The sequence below is a fragment of the Aliikangiella sp. G2MR2-5 genome, from assembly GCF_015687155.1.
GTDB lineage: Bacteria > Pseudomonadota > Gammaproteobacteria > Enterobacterales > Kangiellaceae > Aliikangiella.
In genome coordinates this window covers 1,258,133-1,282,147 of record NZ_JADPQF010000001.1, presented here as the reverse complement: position 1 = coordinate 1,282,147, position 24,015 = coordinate 1,258,133, and the positions used below count along the sequence as shown (strand labels likewise).

20 protein-coding genes and 1 tRNA gene are annotated in these 24,015 nt (G+C 39.6%); 13 read left to right on the top strand and 8 right to left on the bottom strand.

Annotated elements, in window-relative coordinates:
* Positions 1–278: 278 nt before the first annotated feature.
* The 7 genes from IYN84_RS05205 to IYN84_RS05175 all read left to right on the top strand — a co-directional run bounded on the left by IYN84_RS05205 (position 279) and on the right by IYN84_RS05175 (position 7,190).
* Entirely contained in the window at positions 279–761 is a 483-nt protein-coding gene (locus IYN84_RS05205; RefSeq protein ID WP_196138096.1) for an STAS domain-containing protein, read from the top strand.
* Entirely contained in the window at positions 754–1,098 is a 345-nt protein-coding gene (locus IYN84_RS05200) for a hypothetical protein (RefSeq protein ID WP_196138095.1), read from the top strand. Before IYN84_RS05205 ends, IYN84_RS05200 begins: the two co-directional genes overlap by 8 nt.
* Positions 1,073–1,459, top strand: coding sequence for an ATP-binding protein (locus IYN84_RS05195; protein ID WP_196138094.1), 387 nt, complete (start codon positions 1,073–1,075; stop codon positions 1,457–1,459). The genes IYN84_RS05200 and IYN84_RS05195 overlap by 26 nt, the downstream gene beginning before the upstream one ends.
* Positions 1,460–3,331, top strand: coding sequence for an ATP-binding protein (locus tag IYN84_RS05190; protein WP_196138093.1), 1,872 nt, complete (start codon positions 1,460–1,462; stop codon positions 3,329–3,331).
* Between the two features lie 176 nt (positions 3,332–3,507).
* Positions 3,508–3,915 (top strand): response regulator, encoded by a 408-nt coding sequence (locus IYN84_RS05185; protein WP_196138092.1) that lies wholly within the window; start codon positions 3,508–3,510, stop codon positions 3,913–3,915.
* Positions 3,916–4,194: 279 nt separating this feature from the next.
* Positions 4,195–5,601, top strand: coding sequence for an alpha/beta hydrolase-fold protein (locus IYN84_RS05180; protein ID WP_196138091.1), 1,407 nt, complete (start codon positions 4,195–4,197; stop codon positions 5,599–5,601).
* A gap of 299 nt (positions 5,602–5,900) precedes the next feature.
* Complete coding sequence (locus tag IYN84_RS05175; RefSeq protein WP_196138090.1) at positions 5,901–7,190, top strand: alpha/beta fold hydrolase; 1,290 nt, start codon at positions 5,901–5,903, stop codon at positions 7,188–7,190.
* Positions 7,191–7,390: 200 nt separating this feature from the next.
* Here the strand turns inward: IYN84_RS05175 and IYN84_RS05170 are convergent, their stop codons facing one another.
* On the bottom strand, positions 7,391–8,710 hold the full coding sequence (locus tag IYN84_RS05170) for a dicarboxylate/amino acid:cation symporter (protein WP_196138089.1): 1,320 nt from the start codon (positions 8,708–8,710) through the stop codon (positions 7,391–7,393).
* A gap of 270 nt (positions 8,711–8,980) precedes the next feature.
* Between IYN84_RS05170 and IYN84_RS05165 the strand changes: the two genes are divergently transcribed.
* Positions 8,981–10,318 (top strand): magnesium transporter, encoded by a 1,338-nt coding sequence (locus IYN84_RS05165; protein ID WP_196138088.1) that lies wholly within the window; start codon positions 8,981–8,983, stop codon positions 10,316–10,318.
* 96 nt (positions 10,319–10,414) lie between these two features.
* On the opposite strand, the gene IYN84_RS05160 is transcribed toward IYN84_RS05165, so the two are convergent.
* The 6 genes from IYN84_RS05160 to gltX form a co-directional block, all read right to left on the bottom strand.
* Positions 10,415–11,428, bottom strand: a complete 1,014-nt coding sequence (locus tag IYN84_RS05160) for a succinylglutamate desuccinylase/aspartoacylase family protein (protein ID WP_196138087.1) — start codon at positions 11,426–11,428, stop codon at positions 10,415–10,417.
* Positions 11,429–11,520: 92 nt separating this feature from the next.
* A complete protein-coding gene (locus IYN84_RS05155) occupies positions 11,521–11,877 on the bottom strand; it encodes an MmcQ/YjbR family DNA-binding protein (RefSeq protein ID WP_196138086.1) in 357 nt (118 codons plus the stop codon).
* A gap of 27 nt (positions 11,878–11,904) precedes the next feature.
* Positions 11,905–13,032 (bottom strand): hypothetical protein, encoded by a 1,128-nt coding sequence (locus tag IYN84_RS05150; RefSeq protein WP_196138085.1) that lies wholly within the window; start codon positions 13,030–13,032, stop codon positions 11,905–11,907.
* Between the two features lie 167 nt (positions 13,033–13,199).
* The gene (gene astE / locus IYN84_RS05145) at positions 13,200–14,216 is read right to left on the bottom strand and encodes a succinylglutamate desuccinylase (RefSeq protein ID WP_196138084.1); all 1,017 of its coding nucleotides are present in this window, start codon (positions 14,214–14,216) and stop codon (positions 13,200–13,202) included.
* A 9-nt stretch (positions 14,217–14,225) separates the two neighbouring features.
* Complete coding sequence (locus IYN84_RS05140; protein WP_246722601.1) at positions 14,226–15,170, bottom strand: M23 family metallopeptidase; 945 nt, start codon at positions 15,168–15,170, stop codon at positions 14,226–14,228.
* A 105-nt stretch (positions 15,171–15,275) separates the two neighbouring features.
* Positions 15,276–16,697, bottom strand: coding sequence for a glutamate--tRNA ligase (gene gltX / locus IYN84_RS05135; RefSeq protein WP_196138083.1), 1,422 nt, complete (start codon positions 16,695–16,697; stop codon positions 15,276–15,278).
* Positions 16,698–16,840: 143 nt separating this feature from the next.
* Between gltX and IYN84_RS05130 the strand changes: the two genes are divergently transcribed.
* From IYN84_RS05130 to IYN84_RS05110, 5 genes are all read left to right on the top strand, one after another.
* Positions 16,841–16,916, top strand: a tRNA-Val gene (locus tag IYN84_RS05130).
* Between the two features lie 342 nt (positions 16,917–17,258).
* Positions 17,259–18,644: an FAD-binding oxidoreductase gene (locus IYN84_RS05125; RefSeq protein ID WP_196138082.1), complete on the top strand. Its 1,386-nt coding sequence runs from the start codon at positions 17,259–17,261 to the stop codon at positions 18,642–18,644.
* Entirely contained in the window at positions 18,641–19,390 is a 750-nt protein-coding gene (locus tag IYN84_RS05120; RefSeq protein ID WP_196138081.1) for a hypothetical protein, read from the top strand. Before IYN84_RS05125 ends, IYN84_RS05120 begins: the two co-directional genes overlap by 4 nt.
* Before the next feature lie 98 nt (positions 19,391–19,488).
* Positions 19,489–20,790, top strand: coding sequence for a HAMP domain-containing sensor histidine kinase (locus tag IYN84_RS05115; protein WP_196138080.1), 1,302 nt, complete (start codon positions 19,489–19,491; stop codon positions 20,788–20,790).
* A complete protein-coding gene (locus IYN84_RS05110; RefSeq protein WP_196138079.1) occupies positions 20,783–22,153 on the top strand; it encodes a sigma-54 dependent transcriptional regulator in 1,371 nt (456 codons plus the stop codon). Before IYN84_RS05115 ends, IYN84_RS05110 begins: the two co-directional genes overlap by 8 nt.
* A 50-nt stretch (positions 22,154–22,203) precedes the next feature.
* On the opposite strand, the gene ggt is transcribed toward IYN84_RS05110, so the two are convergent.
* Positions 22,204–23,985: a gamma-glutamyltransferase gene (gene ggt / locus IYN84_RS05105; protein ID WP_196138078.1), complete on the bottom strand. Its 1,782-nt coding sequence runs from the start codon at positions 23,983–23,985 to the stop codon at positions 22,204–22,206.
* Between the last annotated feature and the right edge of the window lie 30 nt (positions 23,986–24,015).

The following is a 24,015-nucleotide window of genomic DNA, read 5'->3' as shown; positions in this document are numbered from 1 at the left end:
AACCTTGAATATGCTGCTAACAGGATAATATATGAAAAGTCACAATAAGGTCACAATCTCTAATGGAGATGCGTGCTTTTGATTGTGCCAAAAGACGATACTTTAATTAACCCTGTCAAAAAAATTGCATGTTCCGAAGTAGAAAATCTATATAACCACTTCTATACTAAAACAAACTTTTAATACTAAATCCCATTTAATGATAAATCTCATTTATTACTTAAGCTAGCACACCCTCCAGCCAATTAAAAAGGCTAACATTAGATAAGGAATTCTTTATGAGCAATAAGAAAACTACTGGTGATTCTGATAAGACTAATAAAATTCAATCGCAACAAAAAGAAATCGATGGCCTGTATGACCAAATAGAATCCTCACGCTTCGACCTTCCGATGCTGAAAATTGCGGAGCGCGTACTAATGGTTCCTTTGGTGGGCGCAGTTGATTCGGTAAAGTCACAAAAGATAATGGAAGATGTGCTTGACAGTATAAAACCAATGTCCTTAAGAGTGGTAGTGCTGGACATTGCTGGAATTAAGGTCGTGGATAGTGCTGTCGCCGCTCACTTAATAAAAATTGCTAAAGCGACTAAATTAATGGGATGTAAAACTATAATTACCGGCATTTCGCCAATCATTTCACAAAATATAGTTAACTTAGGTGTGGATGTACGCGATATTGATACAACCAGCACGTTACAGGATGGTATGCAGAAAGCTTATGAAGCAGTTGGATTAAAGCTGGTTCAATTTAATGAATAGTCTTAACAGCTCTGTAGTGGTGATCGACAATGTAGCAGTAATTGGTCTACAAAGAGATGATCTCGAGATAGCAAATTGCGGATTTCTTGTCAGCAAAAGAATTAAGGAAGAAAGTATCTCGAAGACTGCTATCAATATCGAGTCTTTCGAATATATCACCAGTGAAAATGTTTACGCATTGCAGAAGCTTATTGATGTGTTGGAGATTAGTGGTATTAGCGTTTGTGTTTGTGGATTCGATGCGGTTAGTGCTTCGATTATATTTACTTTTGTAGACGACATTTACTTCTCTACTGCGTTAGATGTTAGAAATGCCATACTTGAACTTAATAGTTGATAAAAATATCAGTATTGATGGAATTATTAGTCGAGCAGAGCACTTTGCTAAGTCGATCACTGATGATGAAATTAAGACAACTGAGATAACAACGATAATATCGGAGCTTGCCTATAACATTATTAAATATTCATCAGAAGGGGTGATTACCCTTTCAGTGGACTTGCCAAACAGCCTTCTGATTATTGCCGAAGACAATGGTCCCGGATTTGTTAATGATTTTGAAGCTGCTATGCAAGATGGTTATAGTAGTTCAGGTAGTCTTGGGCTTGGAATTCCATCACTAATTCGTATGTGTGATGATCTGGATATTACGACTTCTTCATCTGGAACAAAATTAACTTGTGTAAAGGAACTATAAATGCTTCATGTCGGTCAATTTTGTCAACCGTTTAACCAAAAGAGTGGTTGTGGAGATTTTATTATCCATGTGGAAGAAAATGAAAATCATCTATTGGTGGTGGGCGATGTAGGGGGGCATGGGCTACGAATTGCCGGTATGATAGCTGATGAAATTCAGGACGTGGTAATTCAAAATGCCTCACTGCCAATTACCAGACTTTTCTCCATGATATCTAAATTGCCAAGTTTAAAAAAGCAAGGGTTGGCATTATTTGTAGGTCGTATTAAGAAAAATATTCCAATGCTTAGCTACCAGTGTGTTGGAAATCTCCAGTTGATTATCTGTCGAAATGAAAGTGTGATTCAGTTAAAGAGACAGGAGGGCTTGCTTGGTTTGCTTCCTCCAGACACAATCCTCTCGAATGCCACAAAGCTAAAGCATAACGATTATATTTTTCTGTCAACTGATGGTGTGAAATCAGCAATAAAAAATGCCATTGCAAGCCTTACTTCTATTGACGATGAAAAACTAATTGCTAAAAAGATTGTTGAAGACTATGGAACGCCTAATGACGATGCCGCCTGCCTTTTTGCTAAATACTCTATGCCCGGTACTATTGATTCGGTCATTAATTATCCATCAGAAAACAAAGAAATATTGCCAATTAAAGTCATAAAACCGGTAATAGCCGAATCTGGAAGAAGTATCAGACTCGAACAGGAAAATGCTCAAAAAGTGGTAGTTCAGGACTTGGATTTTATCTTCAAAAACTATTCGAAAAATTCTTCTTTAGATAATGAGTTGATAAAAAGTGAATGTTTTTTAACTTTACACTACTCACCATTAATCGACCGTAGACTCAACGATATATTTGATTTTTTGGACTTATCAAAAAAATTGAAATGCAAATTGATTACGGTACTAATAGAGGTGGCCAGAGATTTTGATATGGAGATACGGCTTTATCTGAAAGGAAATTACTTATATCTCCAATTTTCGCTTGAAGAGAATATGGCTAAGAAAATATTCCCGATTTTTGGCAAGGGGGCCTTCTTTTATCGTCAGGACAGTAAACAGTGTGTAATACAAGTAAGATTAGAAGAATCAGTTGATACTTCCTCCAAAGAGCTTGAAAACATCAGAGAAATGGTTCAATTTGGTCTGGATAAGAAAAGCTATTCGAATTTTAAGGATCACCAAAAAAAAGACAAGTTAATCAGCCAGCAGGCAAAGCTGGCGTCGATGGGAGAAATGATCGGTGCAATTGCACATCAATGGCGTCAACCTATCAATGAAATCGCCATAAGAATTCAAAAAGTAAAGTATATGTATAAGCATCAAAAAGTTGATGAGGCCTATATTGATGATTTTGTCAGTAGTAATCTAAAAACAATTAATTTTATGAGTAAGACGATAGACGATTTCAGAAATTTTTTTCGCACTGATAAAGAAAAGGAACTTTTTAAAATTAGCGAGGCAATACAAAGTGTAATATCAATGCAGAGAGCTCAGCTGGCTCGACATAAAATATTGGTAAATTTGGACGCAGATAATTTTCAGTTGAATGGATATTACTCTGAGTTTCAGCAGGTAATTTTAAATCTTATTTCAAACGCGAAAGACGCATTTATCGAGAATAATATCGAAGAGCGCAGAATAGATATACTGTCCCGGCAAGGTTTAGTCGTCATCGAAGATAATGCTGGCGGGATCCCGGAGCTTGTTGCAAACAGAATATTTGAACCCTACTTTACAACAAAAAGCCATGGCAACGGCACAGGAATGGGACTCTATATTTCTAAAACCATAGTTGATAAAAATATGGGCGGCAGTTTAACCTACGCGCCGATAGATAATGGCACCAGATTTTCAGTAAACCTGGTGGCTTGATTTTTTATAGTATTTAAATGTAATAAAGTTTATTGAAATATCCGATAATTTTATTAAAGCACTTTGTTTTGCAATTATTGGAATTAATTGCGACTGCGTTCTAAACTTCTAGGTGAATTATTCCAAGGATTCATAGCGTTCAAAGATGTCGGAGAATCTCTGATTAAGGATGAAATATGTCTGCATTTAATGAGATAAGTGAGCCTGCTGAGCAAGTGCTAAAAGGCTTAAATGTGTTAGCTGTTGACGATGAGAATATGACTTTAGGGATGTTGGAAGATATTCTTGAAATGGAAGGTGCTATAGTAGCAACGGCTACCGATGGCAAGTCTGCATTTACTTTGGCTTCCACTCAGCCTTTTGACGTCATTCTAATGGATTATCAAATGCCTGAATGGGATGGGGTTAGAGCGACTCAGGAAATTCGCAATATAGGCATTACAACGCCAATTATTGCGTTAACGGCAGCATCTGAAGCTGAAAAAGACGAATTATTAAGTCTCGGTATGAATGATTATTATCAAAAGCCTGTCGAATTTGACTCATTACTGGAACTGATTGCTAAGTGGGGAGCATCAGCCTAATCGTTGTAGCTATTCTGGATTCGTTAACCTGTTGCTAGTATTTAAATGAAATACTAAGCTATTAGATATAAAAATAGAATTTTTGCCACTCAAACATTGGAATTACCAATGAGCTCTAACTTGCTGATATTAAAAGATTATTAAGGTGAACTCCGCTTTTTACGCCAAGTAATTGCATCCACCCTGTCTTATCTAATTCAAGATAAAGTAAAAATCAGCTAAAGACCCAAACTATTTATGAATTTTTAGAGACTTATTAGTTTTGTAAGGAATAGTGAAATGATTAGAGTGATATTATCTTTGTGCATGTTTTGGTCGCTGAGTGTGCAGACATCCGAGGAAAGTCCGTTTGTAGAAAATTTAGAAGTTAAATCTAATATCTTACAGAAAAGCTTATCGATAAAAGTGACTTTGCCATTAGGTTATAATGACTCTCTACATGAATATCCTGTAATGTATTATTTGGATGCGAATCAGAATTTTCGGCATATTTCAGGCGCTCTGGATGTGCTAATTCGTTCCGGCAAGGTACCACCTATAATTGCTGTTGGCATAGAAAGTGACAACCGAGACTATGACTTCAAGCCACTTTTTGATAATGAAGAGAACTTGATAAAGCGTGGAGCTGTTAGTTTTCACGATTTTATTACTAGTGAATTAATGCCGGTAATTGAAAAAAAATATAGAACTCATGATTTTAAGGTACTCCAGGGTCATTCGCTAGGTGGACTTTTTGCCGGCTTTTCATTAATTAAATATCCTGGTGATTTTGACGCTTATATCATAAATAGTCCTGCTTTTTGGTGGAATAATAATTGGTGTATTAGAGAAGCCAGCAAACGGTTCAAGCTAGACTCTAATTTTGACTCTTCAGTATATTTTTCAATTGGTAGTGAGGAGGGCGTTGGAATGAAAAATGAGCTCAAGTCTTTCTACGATGCTCTTCCTGCTAAAGCGAAAGAACAAAAAATTGTTAAGCATGCAATATTAGAAGGCGAAGGTCATATGTCTGTTCCATTGCTTGGCAATTACCATGGTCTTGCTCATATATTTCAAGATATGCATTTATCAGATATAAAAATTGAAGACTTTTCAATTGAAAAATTTGAAAAACATGAGAAACTAATGACTGAAAAGTATGGAACTGCCGCGAAGCAAAAAGAAGAAAGCTACGCCTTTTTAGCAAACGATCTTCTAACCCGTCAAGATTATAAGAGCGCACTCTCTGTTAGTGGATTTTTGGTAAATCACTACCCAAAAAACCACTATAACTTCCAAATCTTAGCTCAGTCTTATGAGCTTAATGGTCAAATTAATGAAGCCATATCTGCTTATAAAGATGCTTATAGACTTTCTAGTAGCAAAAATAATGGCAGCTACAAGCCAGAAATATACCTCTACAACATAAAGATTCTAAAAGCACCGATTACACAAAAAGTCCTGGAAGATTACGCTGGAGAATACAAGTCACCAAATACATCGATAAAGATTCGAGCTGTGGGTGGCAGACTGAAAGGAGATATTCAAGGGCTAGGCGTGTTTGATTTATTTCCGCAAAGCGAGAAAACTTACGACTTAAGAGTTGCTCCGGCGTTTTTCGAGTTCGTACAAAATGATGAGGGTAAAACATTTAAACTCAATATTCATCAAGGCGGAATTACTGAAGCTATTAAGATCTTTAAATAATGCCTTGATGACATATTCTGCGGCTTAAATATTTCGTAAAGCTATAGCTTCATAAATCCAATTGAACTGATTTAATATAACTCTTAACATGAAACGCTTAACTTACGAAGTGTTTCAGGGTGAAAGTTAGTCTGGAAATACCTCATATAAGATTAAGTCTTGAACTCGGTAATATAATGGACGGATTCAAGCCTGAACATTTAGATTTTGAATAAGCAAAGAATACAAAGTGGAAAGACGATGAGTCTGAAGGAAAAGAATGAAGGCCAAGTTTAAAACATCAATCACTAGGGCGTAGGATGAAACGATTTATACTCATATTTATCGGTGTATTAACATCAACTATTCTTCACGGAAAGGAAGTGAAGCAAGATTGGACATCTTACGCACAAAGCGTAAATGTTAAGCAATATATAGGTAAGAGATTTGCGGTATCTGCTGCAATAAGAATGAGAAAGGTTAGTCCAGCATCGAAAGCTAGCCTTTGGGTTAGGATCGACAAAAATGATGGCTATAACTTCTTCAAGAATGATGCGGGATATGGAAAGGTTGACGAAGACTGGAAGCACTTTAAGATCGAAGGCGTTATTCAGGAAGAGTCTTCTACACTGAATTTCGGGGCACTATGTTTTAACAATGGGGACTATTTCTTTGATGATTTCGAGCTTAAAATCGAGAATGATTCAGGTCAGCTAGTACCTGTTGAGATTAAAAATGAAGGCTTTGAGGGCTCAAAAAATGAAGAAGGCTGGAACGAAGGAATTGTAAAACGCAAGTTCACAACGAGCAATTTCAAAATATCTTACTCTTCTGAAAACCCTTATAAAGGTAACTTCTCGCTAAGAATTCAAGCAGACTCGATCCCGGGTAACATGAAGAATGGAAAGTATGTCAAAGTAAATGGTGTACGGCTATATTACGAAGAGTATGGAGAGGGTGAACCTCTACTATTAATCCACGGCAATGGACAGTCGATTAGTGCATTTATAAACCAAATTGATATATTTTCAAAAAAGTACAGAGTAATAGCACTGGATTCTCGTGGTAGAGGAAATTCAAGCATCAACGAAAGTGAGCAGCTTACATACACATTACAAGCCAAGGACACAAAATTATTCTTAGATAAAATTGGCATAGAAAGCGCCCATATTGTTGGATGGTCTGACGGTGGCATTATAGGGTTAATTCTCGCTATGAAGTATCCGGAAAAAGTAAAAAGCTTGGTATCTATGGCAGCTAATGTTTTTCCCGAAGGACTAGTTGACTTAGATGGTTTAAAAGAAATTGTTGCCAAGGAAGATACAAAGAAAACAAAAAAATATAGTATAGGAAGTGAATTAATTCGTATGATGATTCATTATCCCCAATTGAAATTTGAGGACCTGTCTACAATCAAAGCGCCAACACTGATCATTGCTGGAGACAAAGACCAAATAAAAACCTCACATACTGTAAAAATAAGTGAGGCTATAAAAGAGTCGCAATTAGCTATACTGCCAAATACAGATCATTACATGCCTAGGTCAAGTCCGAAAATTTTCAATGAAACGGTACTAAGATTTTTAGAGACTGTGAATATATCTCGGTAATTCATGTGTATAGAAAAATAGTGCAGAAAATTTATTAGTAAAACACACCCAATGGCTTTGACTTGATATAGACCTTATAAATCAATCAATTAGAATATATGTGTGCGCATAATGTATATTATGTTAAATAAAGTGTTTGGTTAACTGTACCCTTATCAGTAGCTTCCGGCTATCTATAGAAATTTGAAGATCAGGTGGTATTAATTCTTACCTCTTGTGAAGTAACTCACCGTAGAACATGCAACAACATCACCTAATACATTGACTGAAGTTCGGCACATGTCAAGAATCCTGTCGACTCCGAGTATTAAAGCAATACCGGCAGCGGGAATGCCAACACCCTCAAGCACCATACTTAATATTATTATTCCGGCGCCTGGTGTTGCCGGAGATCCTATTGAGGCTGCTACTGCCATGGTTACTATAAATAGAAAGCTGGAAATATCCAGATTAACGTCAAAAACCTGGGCCAGGAAAACTGTCGCTATTCCCTGATAAAGTGCTGTTCCTGTCATGTTGATAGTCGCTCCAAGTGGAATTAGAAGTCTGGCGATTTCTGTTTTGATGTGCAACTTATCTTCGACTATTTGAAGAGATAAAGGCATTACGGCTGCCGAACTACTGGTGGAAAATGCCAGCAATAGCAGCTCGCGTATACTCTTCAAAAAGCTTGTAAAATCTTGGTTTAAAGTGATTCTTGCGGTAACCAGGTAGATTATGGCGATCAACAAAAGTCCTAAAACTACGGTTAATACGTACACTCCCATTCCAATGAGTACTTCTAGGCCCAGATTCGCGACTAGACGAGTTATTAAGCCAAATACTGCAAGCGGAGCCAAAATCATCGCCCATGATACAATTCTTAATGCGACTTCCTGTAAAGCTCCGAGGAGATCAAAAAGTGGTCTTGATTGTTCTTCAGGAATTGAAATCAGGGCCGCACCGAGAACTATTGCAAATAAAATTACCTGTAACATCTCTCCTGAAGCCATCGATGCCAATGGGTTTTTAGGAATTATCGCGGAAACTTTTGCCGGGAGTTCCGATGCTTCAGGAAATCCTTTGGCTACACTTTCACTGACAGTAGCTAAGCTGCTATCCATAAGAAAAGAAGCATCGACTAACTCTCCAGGTTGGATATAGAGGGCTAAACTAATACCTATAACTGCAGCCAAAGCGGTAGAAATAAAAATGAATATTAATGCGATAACCCCATTTTTTCTAAGAGACGAAATATTCCTGTTCGATGCAAGTCCCCTCACAACTGAAGCAAGGACAAGTGGTACTACAATCATTTGAATAATTGCAAGAAAGATCTGTCCGGGTAACGCTAGCCAAGCAGTAATGACTTTTACAGTAGATGAAGACACAAGGTTAACGTCGGGTCCAAGTATAACCCCCACGATGATCCCGGCAAGAAGGGATAACAGTACTTTTAACCACAACTTCCCCTTTATCATTTTTGAAAGATTAACAACAAGTGCTTTAAGGGGGGTAAAAGGCTGATTATTTTTTTTCATTTTACCTCCAGGCTCAGAGTCGATTGGTTGTTACGTAACTATGTTTGTTATGAAGTCTTTAAAATAGACTGGATGGCTTTTAATTATAGACGAAATTTAGTTTATGAAGAGGCGGTCTCGCTGTATGATTATTAAAATCAAAACGCAGTGGGCAAGCATCATCATAAACGGATTTAGCATCTTTTGTAACCAGGCTAACTCCCCTGCTTCACCGATAAATAGTATTAATCGTCACCAACTATTAAGAAATAAAAATAAAGGCGCCGAAAGATGAGCCAAGATCTACAAGACCTTATTGAAGATTACGCCGAAACAGACTCAGAGAATCTAGCTGACAAGGTGGAAGCTATCGTTTCCGTTTACGATCCTGAAGAGATCGCACTTTTTTTAGAATCTCTTCCATTAGAACAGCGGCTAGAATGCTGGAATAATATCGAAACCGGACAACAGCTCGAAATACTTCTCGTGATGAGAGGCGATCCAAGGGAAGCTATAATTGATAGTATGAGCCTTGAGTCGCTTGACGGAATATTTCGTGATATTAACGCAGAAAAGCTGGTTGAATTATCGGAATCAATGCCTGGTCGATTAGTAGAACGGGCTTTTAATGCGATGGACCAGCAGCAGCAGAAATATTTTGAAGGCGCACAGCAATATGACAATAAATCTGCCGGTCACTGGGTCGATCACAATGTACTACTATTACCACCTAATGCAAAAGTTAGAGATGCACTTCGTATATTGCGTAGAGAAACGCCTGATTTTTCTGACCTTATTTATCTGGTAAGCCGATCCGGCCATTTAACAGGAGTTGTCGAAGTTAAGGAAGTTATCAGAGCGTTGGAACATATATCAATAGCAGACCTGGTAGATAAAGAAATAGAGTCATTAAATGGTGAAGAAGATGCGTATAAGGCCGCCCAGCGGGTACAAGTTGCAAGAGTGTCAGCATTGCCGGTTGTGAGTGAAAATAATCAGTTTTTGGGGCGTATAAATATTTATACTGCCTGCGAAATTGTTAATCAGGATTACGAATCAAAACTTATGGCGAGCGCAGGTTTAGATGAAAATGAAGACTTATTTGCACCGGTAATTAAGAGTGCCAAGAGCAGGATGATTTGGTTAGGGATTAATTTGATCACAGCATTTCTAGCTTCCTGGTTTATTGGCTTATTTGAAGCTACTTTACAGGAAGTCGTGGCCCTGGCGGTTCTCATGCCTGTTGTTGCGAGTATGGGAGGTATTGCAGGATCACAAACTCTGACGCTTATTATTCGAGGATTAGCATTGGGGCAAGTTAGTAAATCAAACTTTTACCCTTTACTAAAGAAGGAATTGAGCGTTGGTGCATTAAATGGTGTCGTCTGGGCCATTGTAATTGGTATTACAGCCTATTTTTGGTTCGATAGCTATATGATTGGTGCGGTTATCGCATGCGCTATATTAATAAATATTTCAGCAGCGGCTCTATCTGGTGTCTTTGTTCCTGCTGCATTAGATAAATTGAAGTTGGACCCTGCATTATCTGGTTCGGTTATTTTGACAACTGTAACCGACATAGTCGGCTTTGTCGCTTTTCTGGGTCTTGGCTCTTTATTATTAATGTAAGCCGGGGATGATTAAGGAGAAATCTGGTTTTTACACAGTAATCAGGTTTTTACATAGTAATCAGGTTTTTACACAGTAATCAGGATTAGTCAGTTTTTAGTCATTCATTTCTTCTGGAAAATGTTCTTCTTGCAGTTGCTCGATATGGCTAACGACATCATCCGGATCATTAAAGTATGCAATGTGATATATTGCTTCACCTTCCTGTGCCAGGGGAATATTTTGTTTTCCGATTATCACCCCGGATAAAGCAGCTTTAATAACGTCAATTTGCTGGCCGAAAGGATCATGGATCTCTGCGATTACCTGCCCTTTTCTAACATGATCGCCAAGCTGAAAAAGATGGTTGATAATACCGCTATCGGTAGCTCTGACCCAGAGGCTCTTATCAGCTCGAAATGGTTCGATTACTTTCTTTACTCGATTAGACTTAGACATTCCCAAGTGTTTTAAAACCTGCTTGATGCCCTTAATTCCGATTCTTATCGATAGCTCATCGAAACGGAGCGCCTCCCCTGCTTCATATAAAAGAATTTTAGTCCCAATTTCTTTCGCTGCATTGCGCAGAGAGCCATCTCTTAAATTTGCATTTAGTATAACCGGTGCTCCAAATGCTTTCGCTAGCTCCAGAGTCTCTTCATCGTCCAGATCGGCTCTAATTTGAGGCAAGTTACTTCGATGAATAGCCCCGGTATGAATATCGATACCGTAGTCGCATTTTGAAACTACTTCTTCAAGAAAAAGATTAGCTACTCTTCCTGCGAGAGAACCTTTTTTTGTCCCGGGGAAAGAGCGATTTAGATCCCGTCTGTCAGGCATATATCGATTTTGATTTAGTACGCCGTATACGTTAACCATAGGTACAGCGATTAGTGTACCCTTTTTTAATACAAGCTTCTTACTAATAAGACGTTTGATGATTTCGATACCATTCAATTCATCACCATGAATTGCCGCACTTATCATTAATACAGGTCCCGGTTTTTTCGAGCGAGCAACAAAAATTGGAATTGAAATCTCTGTATCGGTGTAGAGTTTGGCGACAGGGAGTTGAATTTGTCGTTTTTCGCCAGGTAATATAGATTCCCCTGCTATTATAAGTTCATTCATATCATAGTTCCGCGGCGATTACTTTGCTTGACTCTCAAACTGTCTTGTATTTAACAATTAATTCTAGTAGAAGAAAAGTAAAAATTATTACCTCAGCTTTTTTCAAGAGATTCGATTTTTGACTTCGGAAGTGATTGATAAATAAGTTTGTAAGAGTTATCTATCATTCTTTCTAACTCTCCAACCGGAACATCGCCGTCTAATATTACGGTATTCCAATGTTGTTTGTTCATGTGGTAGCCAGGAATAACAGATTTAAAAATATCACGTAGGGCGGCTGCTTCGTCAGGATCACATTTCAGGTTAACTCTTAAAGGTGTTTCTTTTAATGAAATTAACGCAAACATTTTTCCGCCAACTCTAAATACATGAACGTCCGGTCCGAACGGAAAGTCGTTGGTAGAAAATGGTTTTGACTCAAGATATTGTTGAAGATTTTTATAGTCCATCAGAAGAGCTAAATCAAAAAGTTGTGGCTATTCAAGTGACCATCTTAATCCCAGAGAAAGCTTTCTCTGTTCATACTCAAACAAAGGATCGGGACTATCGAAAATCTTTGCTTCTAAATTTACATAAAACCCAAGGTTGGTTTCGAACATAGTAGCAAGCACCCAGGTATAACCAAAGAAAATGTCAAAACCTCTCTGTTCGACCTCTGACTCTTCGAAAAATTCGTATGGCTGATTGAGATCTTCGTCGTAATAAAAAGTTCGATAACTAAGGCTTCCTTCGATAATATGGTAATCGGCGACCTGGTAAAACGCTTCTATATCGATACTGGCGCTTTGCGTATCGTAAAATGTTGTGCCCTGAGAATAGCGATTGATGTAGCGGAAAACATAATCCCATTTAGTATCTTCGTCTGGTTGATAAACGTATCCCAGACTTGATATCACTCGATTAAACTCGAGCTGACTTCCGATGACATACTCACCCTCTTCATCTCTGTCCATACGATCCAGATAAACTCTGTTGTCAAAAGCTACATCAGCGTAAAACCGTCCTTGATTAGTCGTGTTTAAATCTAATCCAACCGCCAAAGTTGTCGAATCATAATCCAACCTGTCGACTCCGGTGACAACATAATCGGTAAAGTCTCTGCTTGACTGAGAAAGTTTGAAACGGTAGTTAAAGGTTTCGCTAGATGCAAAATCTAAATGCAGATAATAGCCTTGCCCTTGGTAGTCAAAGCGATTAGCTAACGATGTATCATCCAGCGTTGCAACTAGCCCGGTTTCACGAGACACAAAAGTCTTGTCCTGCTGTTGGTATTCAACTCCAATACCATAGTGGTAGATGATGTCTGAAAGCTCGAAATCGAGAGAAAGTTTGACGTCAGCATCCACTGTGAACCGGTCTGCACGACCATCATCCGGAAAGACTTCCTTTATTGCATTCACGTCCCAGTAGATAATATCCCGGAAGTTGGATTCGCTCTGAAGACTAGTGTGAGCAAACAGCTCATTTGAATAGCTGTGTTGCTCTGAAAGCTGATGCGGATTACTGTCAAAGCCGACGTAGGCTAGTGTTTTGAACTGAGCGCCATAGCTATTGGCTGATAGTAGCGCAAAAACGCTTGTTGTTACAGATAGAAACTTCCTCATACGCTTCTTATTTTTCCCTGAAATTCCCTAGAAATATGGCTAATTTGTTGGCGTTGACACTAGTTTTGCCCCTGCCAGGAGTTTGCAGGGGCAACCTAGTTTAATCTATCTGCTCAATTGCGCAATGGTAAGGCTTCACAATATCTGTAAATTCTACTCCCTGATATCTAATCTTCTGATATTCGAGTAACCATTACAGCCACTCTTTGTCCTATAGGTACATTGGGGTTTGGAAACACAACCGCTTCTTCAAAATAAGCGACCCGATAGTTGTAGTTATCATCTTCGGCAATTAAGTATCCTTGTGGAAATGCAGTAAAATTAGGAACATCTTCTGCCACATTAAATTTAAAGTTTTCAGATTGTTTGATCACTTCTGCCACAACTTTATATTCGATGATATCTGTAGACGAAGCCCCGCCGATAGCTTTGTCCTGTACCAGATTATCAAGACATTCAATTGCTTTGCAGAAATCTTGCATGTCGTTCTCACCAAAGGGCTTTACCTTCCCAAGCTCCAATGTGTAAGCCTCCGCATCGAAAGTCTCAACTGAAAAAGCAGAAAAAGTATTTGAAGGCTTATTGTGCTGTAATACTGCTTCAATACCCATTGATGCCAACAGTTTTTTAGACTCTCTCTCCATCGGCATATTGTTATATGGCCTGATAGCAAAAGTTTTGTGAAACGATGGTTTGATAGCTGTATGCAGGTCAAAATGCTGCTTGCTTGTCGTGTTGTAGCGCTCATAGAAGTCGCTTACAGCATTTTCCAGTACGATAGCTCTTTCTATTTCATATCGAGTTTTCTCATTCAATTCGTAGTTTTGATGAGCTTTGTTGAAAAGCCTGTTCATGTTGATCTCGACAAACCTTTGAGAAATCAGCATTGACTCAGGGTTGCCTAATATAAACAATAAATTGACTTTGGGCTCAATTGAACCAGTGACTATTCTGCTGATCAAACCGGAAACTATTTCTATGGGAGCGGTTTCATTACCATGAACACCGCAAGATATAACTACACTTTTCTTTGCAAGTTGAGCTGGTTTAACTTCCAGAATGCCCTGACACAGGTACTTTAACGACACCTTATTCGGAAGCTGAAGCCATTCTGGCGCTATTTCTGCATTTTTCTTTGAAGAAAGCTCAATAAAACCATTGTTTACTTCTAAATAACTAAGCACTGTTTACCCTTACTCGTTAAAGTTGTTTGTTGATCTGACTTCCCGACTTTTAGCTTTTGCTAAAAGAGTTTTCTCATTAATTTTAAGTGGTCTATCTCTTAAAAGTAACCCAGGATCGAGTCTTACATTGTACCAGTTTAAGCGCCAATCCAGGTGTGGCCCAGTCGCTCTACCGGTAGCGCCTATACTCCCAATTTTATCTCCTTGTTTAACCTCTTGCCCATTTTTTACATCAATAGAATTTAAATGTATATATGTCGAGCTAACACCAAACCCATGATCAATAATCAGAGTGCCACCAGAATAGTACATGTCAGGATGGGTAAGGGCTACAACTCCGTCTGCTGGTGCCACAACAGGAGTACCTGTTTCATTAGCAATGTCTAAACCAAAGTGCGGGCGTTTGGGTTCTCCGTTCAATATTCTTTGAGATCCGTAAACCCCTGATATGCGTCCTTGAGCAGGGTAAATAAATTGCTGAGCAAAGGACTCGTGGCCGCTTGCTCTGTTTCTGGCCTCTCTAACCAAAAGCGCTTCTTCACGTATTCTTCTTAAAACTTCTTCACCTTTGGGGGTAACTTTTGATGGTGGTAACCCATCGACCTTTTCTATATTCCAGTCTCTTTTTCTGACTTTTAATGTAACCGTTTTTTCCTGTCCCAATGAGCTAAGTTTGAGTTTGATACTTTCAGGGGCTTCTCGGCCTACACCGAAAACAACCAGCCCTGCAGGACTTTTCTCTAGTGGTTGGCCTAAATAGCTAACATCGGTGTGTTTGTTGACTTTGGCAATTATCAAACTTCCTTGCTGAGGATGCTTTGTTATCAGCTCGAAAGAGGGTTCATTATGATGAGATTTTGTTTTTTCGATGGACTCTGCTTTATGAGTGAAACAAAAAGCTAAAGCGACAAGAATTGTATGAAGTAAAAATCGCGACATTTGTGCGTGTAACATTTACTTAGGTCATTCCTCTTAAGGTTAGTCCAGATTATCTCTGTTTATCGGATATTCGAGATAATCTGGAGCTTGAATTATGTTAGGGATTTAAAATTAAAGCTATCAATTCTGAGCTTGCTCTCTTTCGGCAATAAATTCAAGTGCTTTATTTATTCTTGATAATGCTCTGTCTTTGCCAACCCACTTTAATGTTAGGTCGAGACTAGGAGACATACCGATTCCGGTTACAGCAACTCGAAGCGGCATCCCAACCTTGCCCATTCCAATCTCAAGTTGTTCTGCGGTGGCGTTGATCGCATTATTCAAGGCTTCTGGCGACCACTCCGTCAGAGCTGACAGTTTTTCTTTAACTAGGACTAGTGGCTCTTTAGCAACTCCTCTCAAATGCTTTTTAGCCGCCTTCGCTTCGAATTCTTCGAATTCTGAATAGTACGGACGAATGCTTTCTACTAATTCTTTAAGAGTCTGTGCTCTTTCAGCAAACTCGGGAATTAATTCTCCTATATCGGGGCCGCCTTCGAGAGAAATACCAGCCTTTTCGAGGTGCCATTGTAAGTGGGGCAAGATTTCGCTAACAGGCAGTGTTTTCAGATATTGCTGGTTAAGCCAGTTAAGCTTCTGAGTATTAAATGCTGACGGTGCTTTGTTGATGTCGTTAACATCAAATAGTTCGATCATTTCGTCGATAGAAAAAATTTCCTGATCGCCATGTGACCAACCTAGTCGCACCAGATAGTTAAGTACCGCTTGAGGTAAATAGCCATCATCACGATATTGCATCACACTCACTGCACCGTGACGTTTTGAAAGTTTCTTCCCATCGTCACCCAGTATCATGGGAACGTGGCCATAGTCAGGAATCGGGGCATCCAGTGCTTTAAATATATTAATTTGTCTTGGCGTATTGTTGATGTGGTCATCTCCACGAATAACCTGGGTAATCTGCATATCCATATCATCTATAACTACAGTGAAGTTATAGGTAGGAGAACCATCAGTCCTTGCAATAATCAGATCATCTAGCTCACTATTGGAAATTGTAATCTCCCCTTTTACTACATCCCTAAAGGTAACGGAGCCATCTTTGGGGTTTTTAAAGCGAATTACGTGATCTTTTGTAAGGTCTATATCTTCTTTGGCTAAATGCCTGCATTTTCCATCGTATCTCGGCTTTTCTTTATTCGCCATTTGCTCTTCTCGCAAATCGTCGAGCCGCTCGCGACTGCAGAAACACGGATATGCTTTTCCTTGTTCAACCAGCTGATTGATCACTTCTTTATAGCGATCAAAACGTTTAGTTTGATAATAAGGGCCTTCATTCCAATCCAGGTTTAACCACTTCATACCATCAAGAATAGCTTCGACTGCCTCTGGCGTAGAGCGTTCAAGGTCGGTATCTTCGATGCGTAATACAAATTGACCATTGTTAGCTTTCGCATGCAACCATGAATATAACGCAGTGCGCGCACCGCCAACATGAAGATACCCTGTCGGAGAAGGGGCAAATCGAGTTTTAACAGACATCTAGTGTTCACTTATTAATCAATTGAAATCAGGTGCAATATTTTAACAAAATCGGTTCTTAAAAAAATATTTAATTTAGGTGTTGACCTCGAATAATTTTGTCTCTAGAATGCGCCCCAGATTCGAGATGAGTCATACGACATGGGCGCTTAGCTCAGTTGGGAGAGCATCGCCCTTACAAGGCGAGGGTCAGTGGTTCGAGCCCACTAGCGCCCACCATGTCGTCCTTTCTTTTCCACGCAAAACCCGCTACCTCACTTCCTGCTAGCTGCCGCTAAGCAATAAACGCAGAGAAAAATTTACTTCTTAAATTTGAACCATATCGATCATTCGATTCCATTAATTATTTTCATTCGGTAGTCCAAAAACTCGGTTAATTAATCTCGAAAAACATCTTAGTAAAAATTATAAAAAAGATACTTGAACCCTGCTATCGCTAAGGTCACAATACCGCCATAAGTGAATTACATAATAATTGCGCCAAATATAAGAGCTACCGAGCTAATTGTGTTGGTAAATCGGAGCTCATTAATGCAATTGCACTAAAGGTAATATATATCCATGCAAGACTTCCTGGAACAACTGAAAGCCGTTGTAGGTGAATCCTATTTGTCGACTCAAGCCGATGACCTGGAAACCTATGGCCAAGACTGGAGCAAGTTATATGAAGCCAAGCCGTTGGCGGTTATCAGGCCAGCAAATACATTGGAAGTGGCAGAGACGGTAAAACTTTGTGCAAAAAATAACGTTGCGCTAGTTCCCTCAGGAGGAAGAACCGGCTTAAGCGGGGGAGCTTATGCGACTAATGGAGAGCTGGTTCTTTCACTGGAGAGACTTAACGATATTAGCAATTTTAACCCGGTGGACAGAACCGTAGAGTGTGGTGCGGGAGTGATCACCGAGCAACTGCAAAATTTTGCTACTGAAAACGGACTCTACTATCCGGTGGACTTTGCCTCTGCTGGTTCCAGTCATATAGGCGGAAACATTGCAACAAATGCAGGCGGAATTAAAGTTTTGAAGTATGGCTTGACCAGAGATTGGGTATCTGGACTTACAGTAGTCACCGCTTCCGGCGAGACTCTGGAGTTGAATAATGGGTTGGTTAAAAATGCAACTGGCTACGACTTGAGGCATCTTTTCATCGGTAGTGAAGGAACTCTCGGAATTATTACCAAAGCAGTAATGAAATTGACTAATCCGCCCGTCGAGCCCACAGTCATGTTGTTGGCCGTTGAAGACTTGGCGAGTGTTTCTAATCTGCTGAACCATTTTCAGTCTAGTATCGAGTTGATGGCTTTTGAATTCTTCTCTCAACAGGCTTTGGAAAAAGTACTTGCGCATAGAGAGTTAAAGAAACCATTTGACCAGGAAAGCGCCTTTTATGTTTTAATCGAGTTTGAAGCAAAGTCAGAAAGCTCGATGGATGAAGCTTTTGCTGCGTTTGAATCTGCTGCTGAAAATGGATGGTTGGTCGATGGCATTATTAGTCAAAGTAACCAACAGGCAGAAGAGTTATGGCAATATCGCGAAGGAATTTCAGAGTCTATTTCACACTACCCTCCCTACAAGAATGATATCGCGGTCAAGCCTTCTCAGGTTGGAGAGTTTCTGCAACAGGTGGACGCTTTTGTTACCGCCAATTACCCGGAATTTGAAAACATCTGGTTTGGTCATATTGGCGACGGAAATCTCCATCTGAATATTCTAAAGCCGGCGGCAATGCCTCTTGAGGAATTCAAGTCCGCTTGTGCAGAAGCTAACCCGGAAATTTTTACAATTTTGAAAAGTTTCAACGGTTCCATCAGTGCAGAGCATGGTGTCGGGCTTCTCAAGCGACCTTATCTTGAGTATTCCCGCTCGGTGGAAGAGATTGAACTTATGAAGTCGGTCAAAAAGGTATTTGATCCAAAAGGAATCATGAATCCTGGCAAGCTTTTCGAATGATTGCCCTGGTAGCCAGTTTCTTTTCATTATTTGTAGGGCCATTAGTTTACCAGACTTTTGGTCCCCTGAGACGAACCGACAAGATTGTCGGGGGTATGGTATTGGTAATTATTTCAGGCGTAATACTGCTCGATATATTACCTGATTCCTATAAAAGTATAGGAATCATCGCCCTGCTCCTCGCTGCTGCAGGTTTTGCCGGACCGACTCTTATTGAGAGAACTTTCCGCGGCGCTGCTGATACTACGCATAAGATGACGCTTTACATCGGTCTTTTGGGGCTGATGTTGCACGCTCTCATGGACGGCGCAGCTATACAATCCGAAGCTAGCCATGGCGCTAATGGATTAACTCTGGCCATCCTGGTGCATAGATTGCCGGTTGGCTTGACTATATGGTGGTTATTAAAGCCGATTTTGGGAGAACGTTACGCATTATTGATGCTTCTTGGTATGGGGTTATTTACCTTTGCCGGTTACTTTCTGTATCAAACGATAGGTCAATATGACGATAGAGCTATTTTCGCGGCGGTGCAGTCTATAGTTGCAGGCTCGTTACTTCACGTAGTTATATACAAACCTCATGCAGATGGTTGCATGCATACTAGTGAAAGTCATCATGATCACTCTCACTCCTCCAACTCAAATCATGAAAAGGTTGAAAGCAGGCTTTCTCTTTCCCGATGGGAATTACTTGGCATTGCCTTAGGAGTGATCGTTCTGATTTTCATGCACTTCACCCATTAACAGAGACTTTAATTTACCGATTATTAAGTTGGCATGATCCCTGCTAAAATTCTACAGTCTGTGTATTCGAATTTAATTCGGGGTAAATTTCAACGCTTATGTCTTTTAGAAAATTAAGTCTCTTATTTATTTCCGGCTTACTAACAGGAGTCTTACTGCTTCAGTGGTGGTCTATTACCCGATTTACTCAAGACGTAGCGAAACAGATTGGAGAATCAGCCTTTGAAGTTAGCAGAAATACCGCCGAAAGCTTGATGTTCGACCAACCGAGAGTTGAGTTTCAAAGTTTCGCCTATGCATCTCAAAATGGAAAGCTGGATAAAGACAAAATTCATCAGGTATTGTCAAGTTTCAGGCAAGATGTAACTATCGAGTTGTACGACGAGCAGCGTGATGAGTACATAAAACTTAATGCCGATGGTACTCTGTATGAAATTCCAATACCTCGTACCGGTATACATAAATCTTTGGAAAATTTTTCTGAGAATGTTTTATTTTCAACATTAGCCTTACTTGTCGCAGGTATTATTCTTGCCGTTTACTTTACCCACAAACTTACACGACCTCTATTTTATCTTCAAAAAGCCAATGAAAAAATTGGCCACGGCCAATTCGGGCATCAAATCAAAATGGGGAAACATTGGCAAAGCCAGGAAACCAAGGCTACGGTTGATTCCTTCAATCAAATGTCCAGACAAATTGCTGAATTAGAGAATCAAAACCGTCATCTTCGAGAAAGGGTCCATTTAGCCGAGCTTGCAGAAGTTGCCAGAGGGATGGCGCACTCTATTCGAAACCCATTAAATACATTAAATCTTGCTATTGACCAATCTGAGTCCAGTGACAACAGCGAAGAGCGTAAAAAGCTCGCGACAATTGCTAAAGAACAAATTAAGCGAATTGATTCCTGGATTAAGTCGCTAATGGATGTTATGAGCGATGATAGTGATATATCGAAAGAAATTAATATCAACGACTTGATCCAGAACGCGATCCATGACGTTAAACTGTCAACAAATAAATCTGTTAATATCAATTTTTTAACAAAATCTACCGACTGCAGATTAACTGTTGTAGAGCCGGAGATTAAAAGCATTTTTTTAAGTATTCTGAATAATTCAATAGATGCTTCGGAAAACAATGACGTAATCAAAGTTTCTGTTTCTAAAGATGGAAATGCCATACGAATAGATATTGAAGATCAGGGGAAAGGTTTTCAACAGTCAGTTCTTGAAAAGCTTTTTACTCCTCATAATACCAACAAAACATACGGTGCGGGAATGGGTCTATATCTCGCTCATAGAATTATTACACACAAGTATCATGGTGACATTAACATTAGAAATAATCAGACCCGTGGTAGCCTGGTAACGATACATCTAAGGGACAGAAATGCCTGATTTAAAGATTCAAAGTGCAAATATTTTGCTAGTTGAAGATGAGACGGACCAAAGAGACATCATCAAGTCTATTCTGGAATCAGCTGGGTACAGGGTTAGTGATTGTGCGACAGCCGAAGAAGCCTTCAAATATATAGAGACTAACCCGTTTGACCTGGTTATCTCTGACTGGAAATTACCAGGAGTTAATGGTGACAAGATACTGGACTTTTTAAAAGAAAACTCTCCTCAAACAGGGTTTATTCTGATAACAGCTCATAGTGACGCATCTCATGCAATTCGTATTATTCGTGCCGGCGCTGACGATTATTTACCCAAACCATTTGACAAAACCAGCCTGCTTTTTACCATCCAGAAATTACTCTATACAAGGTCGATCGAAACGGAAAATATCAAGTTAAAACAGCAGTCAAAACATAGGACTGAATTGCTTGATATGATTGGTCAATCAAGAGAAATGAATAAGCTGTTTCAAAGAATTGAAAAAGCAGCGCCGACGAATGCGACAGTTCTTATTAGCGGTGAGAGTGGGACAGGAAAAGAACTTGCTGCACGAGCAATACATCAACTATCTAACCGTTCTGAAAATACATTTTTACCGGTTAACTGTGCTGCAATTCCTGAATCTTTGGCCGAGTCAGAATTATTTGGCGCAGAAAAAGGTGCCTATACCGGAGCAAATAAGAAGCGAATCGGTAAAATTGAAGCGGCAGATGGCGGTACCATTTTTTTAGATGAGATTGGAGAGCTTCCATTAATATTACAGAGTAAATTGCTGCGCTTCCTACAAGAGGGAAAAATAGTACGGGTAGGCTCAAACGAAGAAGTGAAAGTTAATGTGAGAGTTGTTACTGCTACCAACAGAGAGCTCCAGGAAGAAGTAAAAAATGGTAACTTCAGAGAGGACCTATACTATCGTTTAAATGTAATACCGGTAAACCTTCCCCCGTTGAGACAGAGACAGGAAGACTTGTTGCCACTCATTAACCATTTTGTTGAATATTTTTCAAGCTTTCATAATACTGAAAGTAAAGCTCTCGCCCCGGCAGCCCTGAAAGTTCTATTACGCTACTCCTGGCCCGGAAATGTGAGACAGTTAAGAAATAGTATTGAACGACTGGTACTCTTATCCTATGGAAACAAAATAACACTTGAAGATGTAAATGATCTTGAATTAGCAAATGAAAAACAAGGTGCAGGCTTTTCTCTTCCGCATCAGGGAATTAATTGGGAAGATCATGAAAAAGACTGCCTGTTGCAGGCACTTAGTTATTGTGCAAACAATCGTACTCAGGCCGCGAAACTTCTAAACTTAAACTACAAAGCCTTTTTATATCGGCTGGAAAAATACGGAATCAAGTAACTACAAATCCCGAAATAAGGAATGTTTTCCTATTTCGGGATTTAAACAAGTTATTTAACACCTTGTGAAAATGCTCCAGGACGCCGCGTATCGGAATAGCCTAAAAACTTGCCGTCCTGAAACTCGACGGTTTGCAAACTACCCCAGGCTCCCTGAACAACTACATTGTGCCCCTTTTGCTTTAACAGCTTGATAGTATCGAGTGGAAAACCATTCTCAACAAATAGTTTATCAGGAAACCATTGGTGATGAATTCTTGGCTCTATGGTCGCTTCAGCAATATTCATATCATGAGCGAGGCGATTAAGTATAAGATTTAGAACCGTAGTAATAATTTTGCTTCCTCCGGGACTGCCCGTAGCTAACCATGGTTTGTCTTTTTTTAAAGCGATCACTGGGGTCATTGAGCTCAAAGGTCGTTTGTGTGGTTCTATAGAGTTTGCTTCGCCTCCAATCAGACCAAACCCGTTTGGGACGCCTGGTTTTGCAGAAAAGTCATCCATTTCATTATTTAATACTACCCCAACTCCCGGGATCGATATACCGGAACCAAAACTGAAATTTAGAGTATAAGTATTGGATACAACGTTACCGTAACGATCCATTATCGAATAATGCGTCGTTTCGATGCTTTCACTACTCAGGTTTTGTCCTGGCTTAATTTGGTTGGAAGGCATTGCTTTATCAGGGTTGATATTGGCAGCGATGCGCTTGGCATATTGTATGGAAGTCAGCTTTTCGACCGGAACTTTAACATAGTCAGGGTCGCCTAGATAAAAGCTTCTATCAGCATAGGCATATTTCATCGCTTCTGCTTTGATATGAGTGGTATAGGCTGTGTTGGACCCAAAACCATTGATAGGAAACTCTCGAATAATATTTAATAATTGAATTAAGTGAATACCTCCAGAACTGGGTGGTGGCATCGCATAGATTTTATAGTCGCCATAAACGGCAAATACAGGTTCACGCCAAATCGCACGGTAGCTTGAAAGATCGTCCAGTGTAATAATTCCACCTTTTCTTTCGAAAAAGCTGGCAATCATTCTCGCAGTTTCACCTTGATAGAAATCGTCACCATAAGATTTCTGGATGCGTTCGAGTGTATTTGCCAAATGCTTCTGGACTAGCGTGTCGTTAAGAGACCATAAAGTACCATCAGGCTTTACGAACAGCTCCCTGCTTGTATCGTCACGTGAAAGAAACTCTCGCTTTAGATTGAGCGAGTTCATCAACCAGGGCTCCATAGGTAATTCTTTTGCAAGCTTAATCGCAGGCTCTAATAACTTAGAGAAAGGCATACTTCCGAATTTCTTATGCGCTTCTACTAAACCTGCTACAGTACCCGGCACTCCTGAAGACAGTATGGAATATCTGGCCAGTTTCTTGTCGACGTCCAAGGATTTATTCAAAAACATATCTCTATAGGAAGCCTTGGGTGCTTTTTCGCGATAGTCCAGAGCCTTGATCTGATCTGTTTTCGCGTCATAAATCATCATGAAGCCACCACCACCAATATTACCTGCTCTTGGTAGCGTTACTGCAAGCGCGAACCCCACTGCCACCGCAGCATCAATGGCATTACCACCCTGCTCTAGTATTGATACTCCAACCTGAGTAGCTCGCTTTTCCTGAGTCGAAACCATTCCTTTTGATGACGTCTCAGGAAAAATCCTGCTCTCGAACTGCAGTAGAGGACTATTTTTATTTTGAGGCTTACTTTGCTCTTGATGAATGTTTTTGGAGTTTGAATTAGAAGCAGCGTAGTTAGTCGCTAACATCAAAAATGTGGTAAAGATTAGTAGTGCAAAATTGTATAGGAATTTTTTCATCTTCAAAAAAGGTTATTTAATTTGTTTACC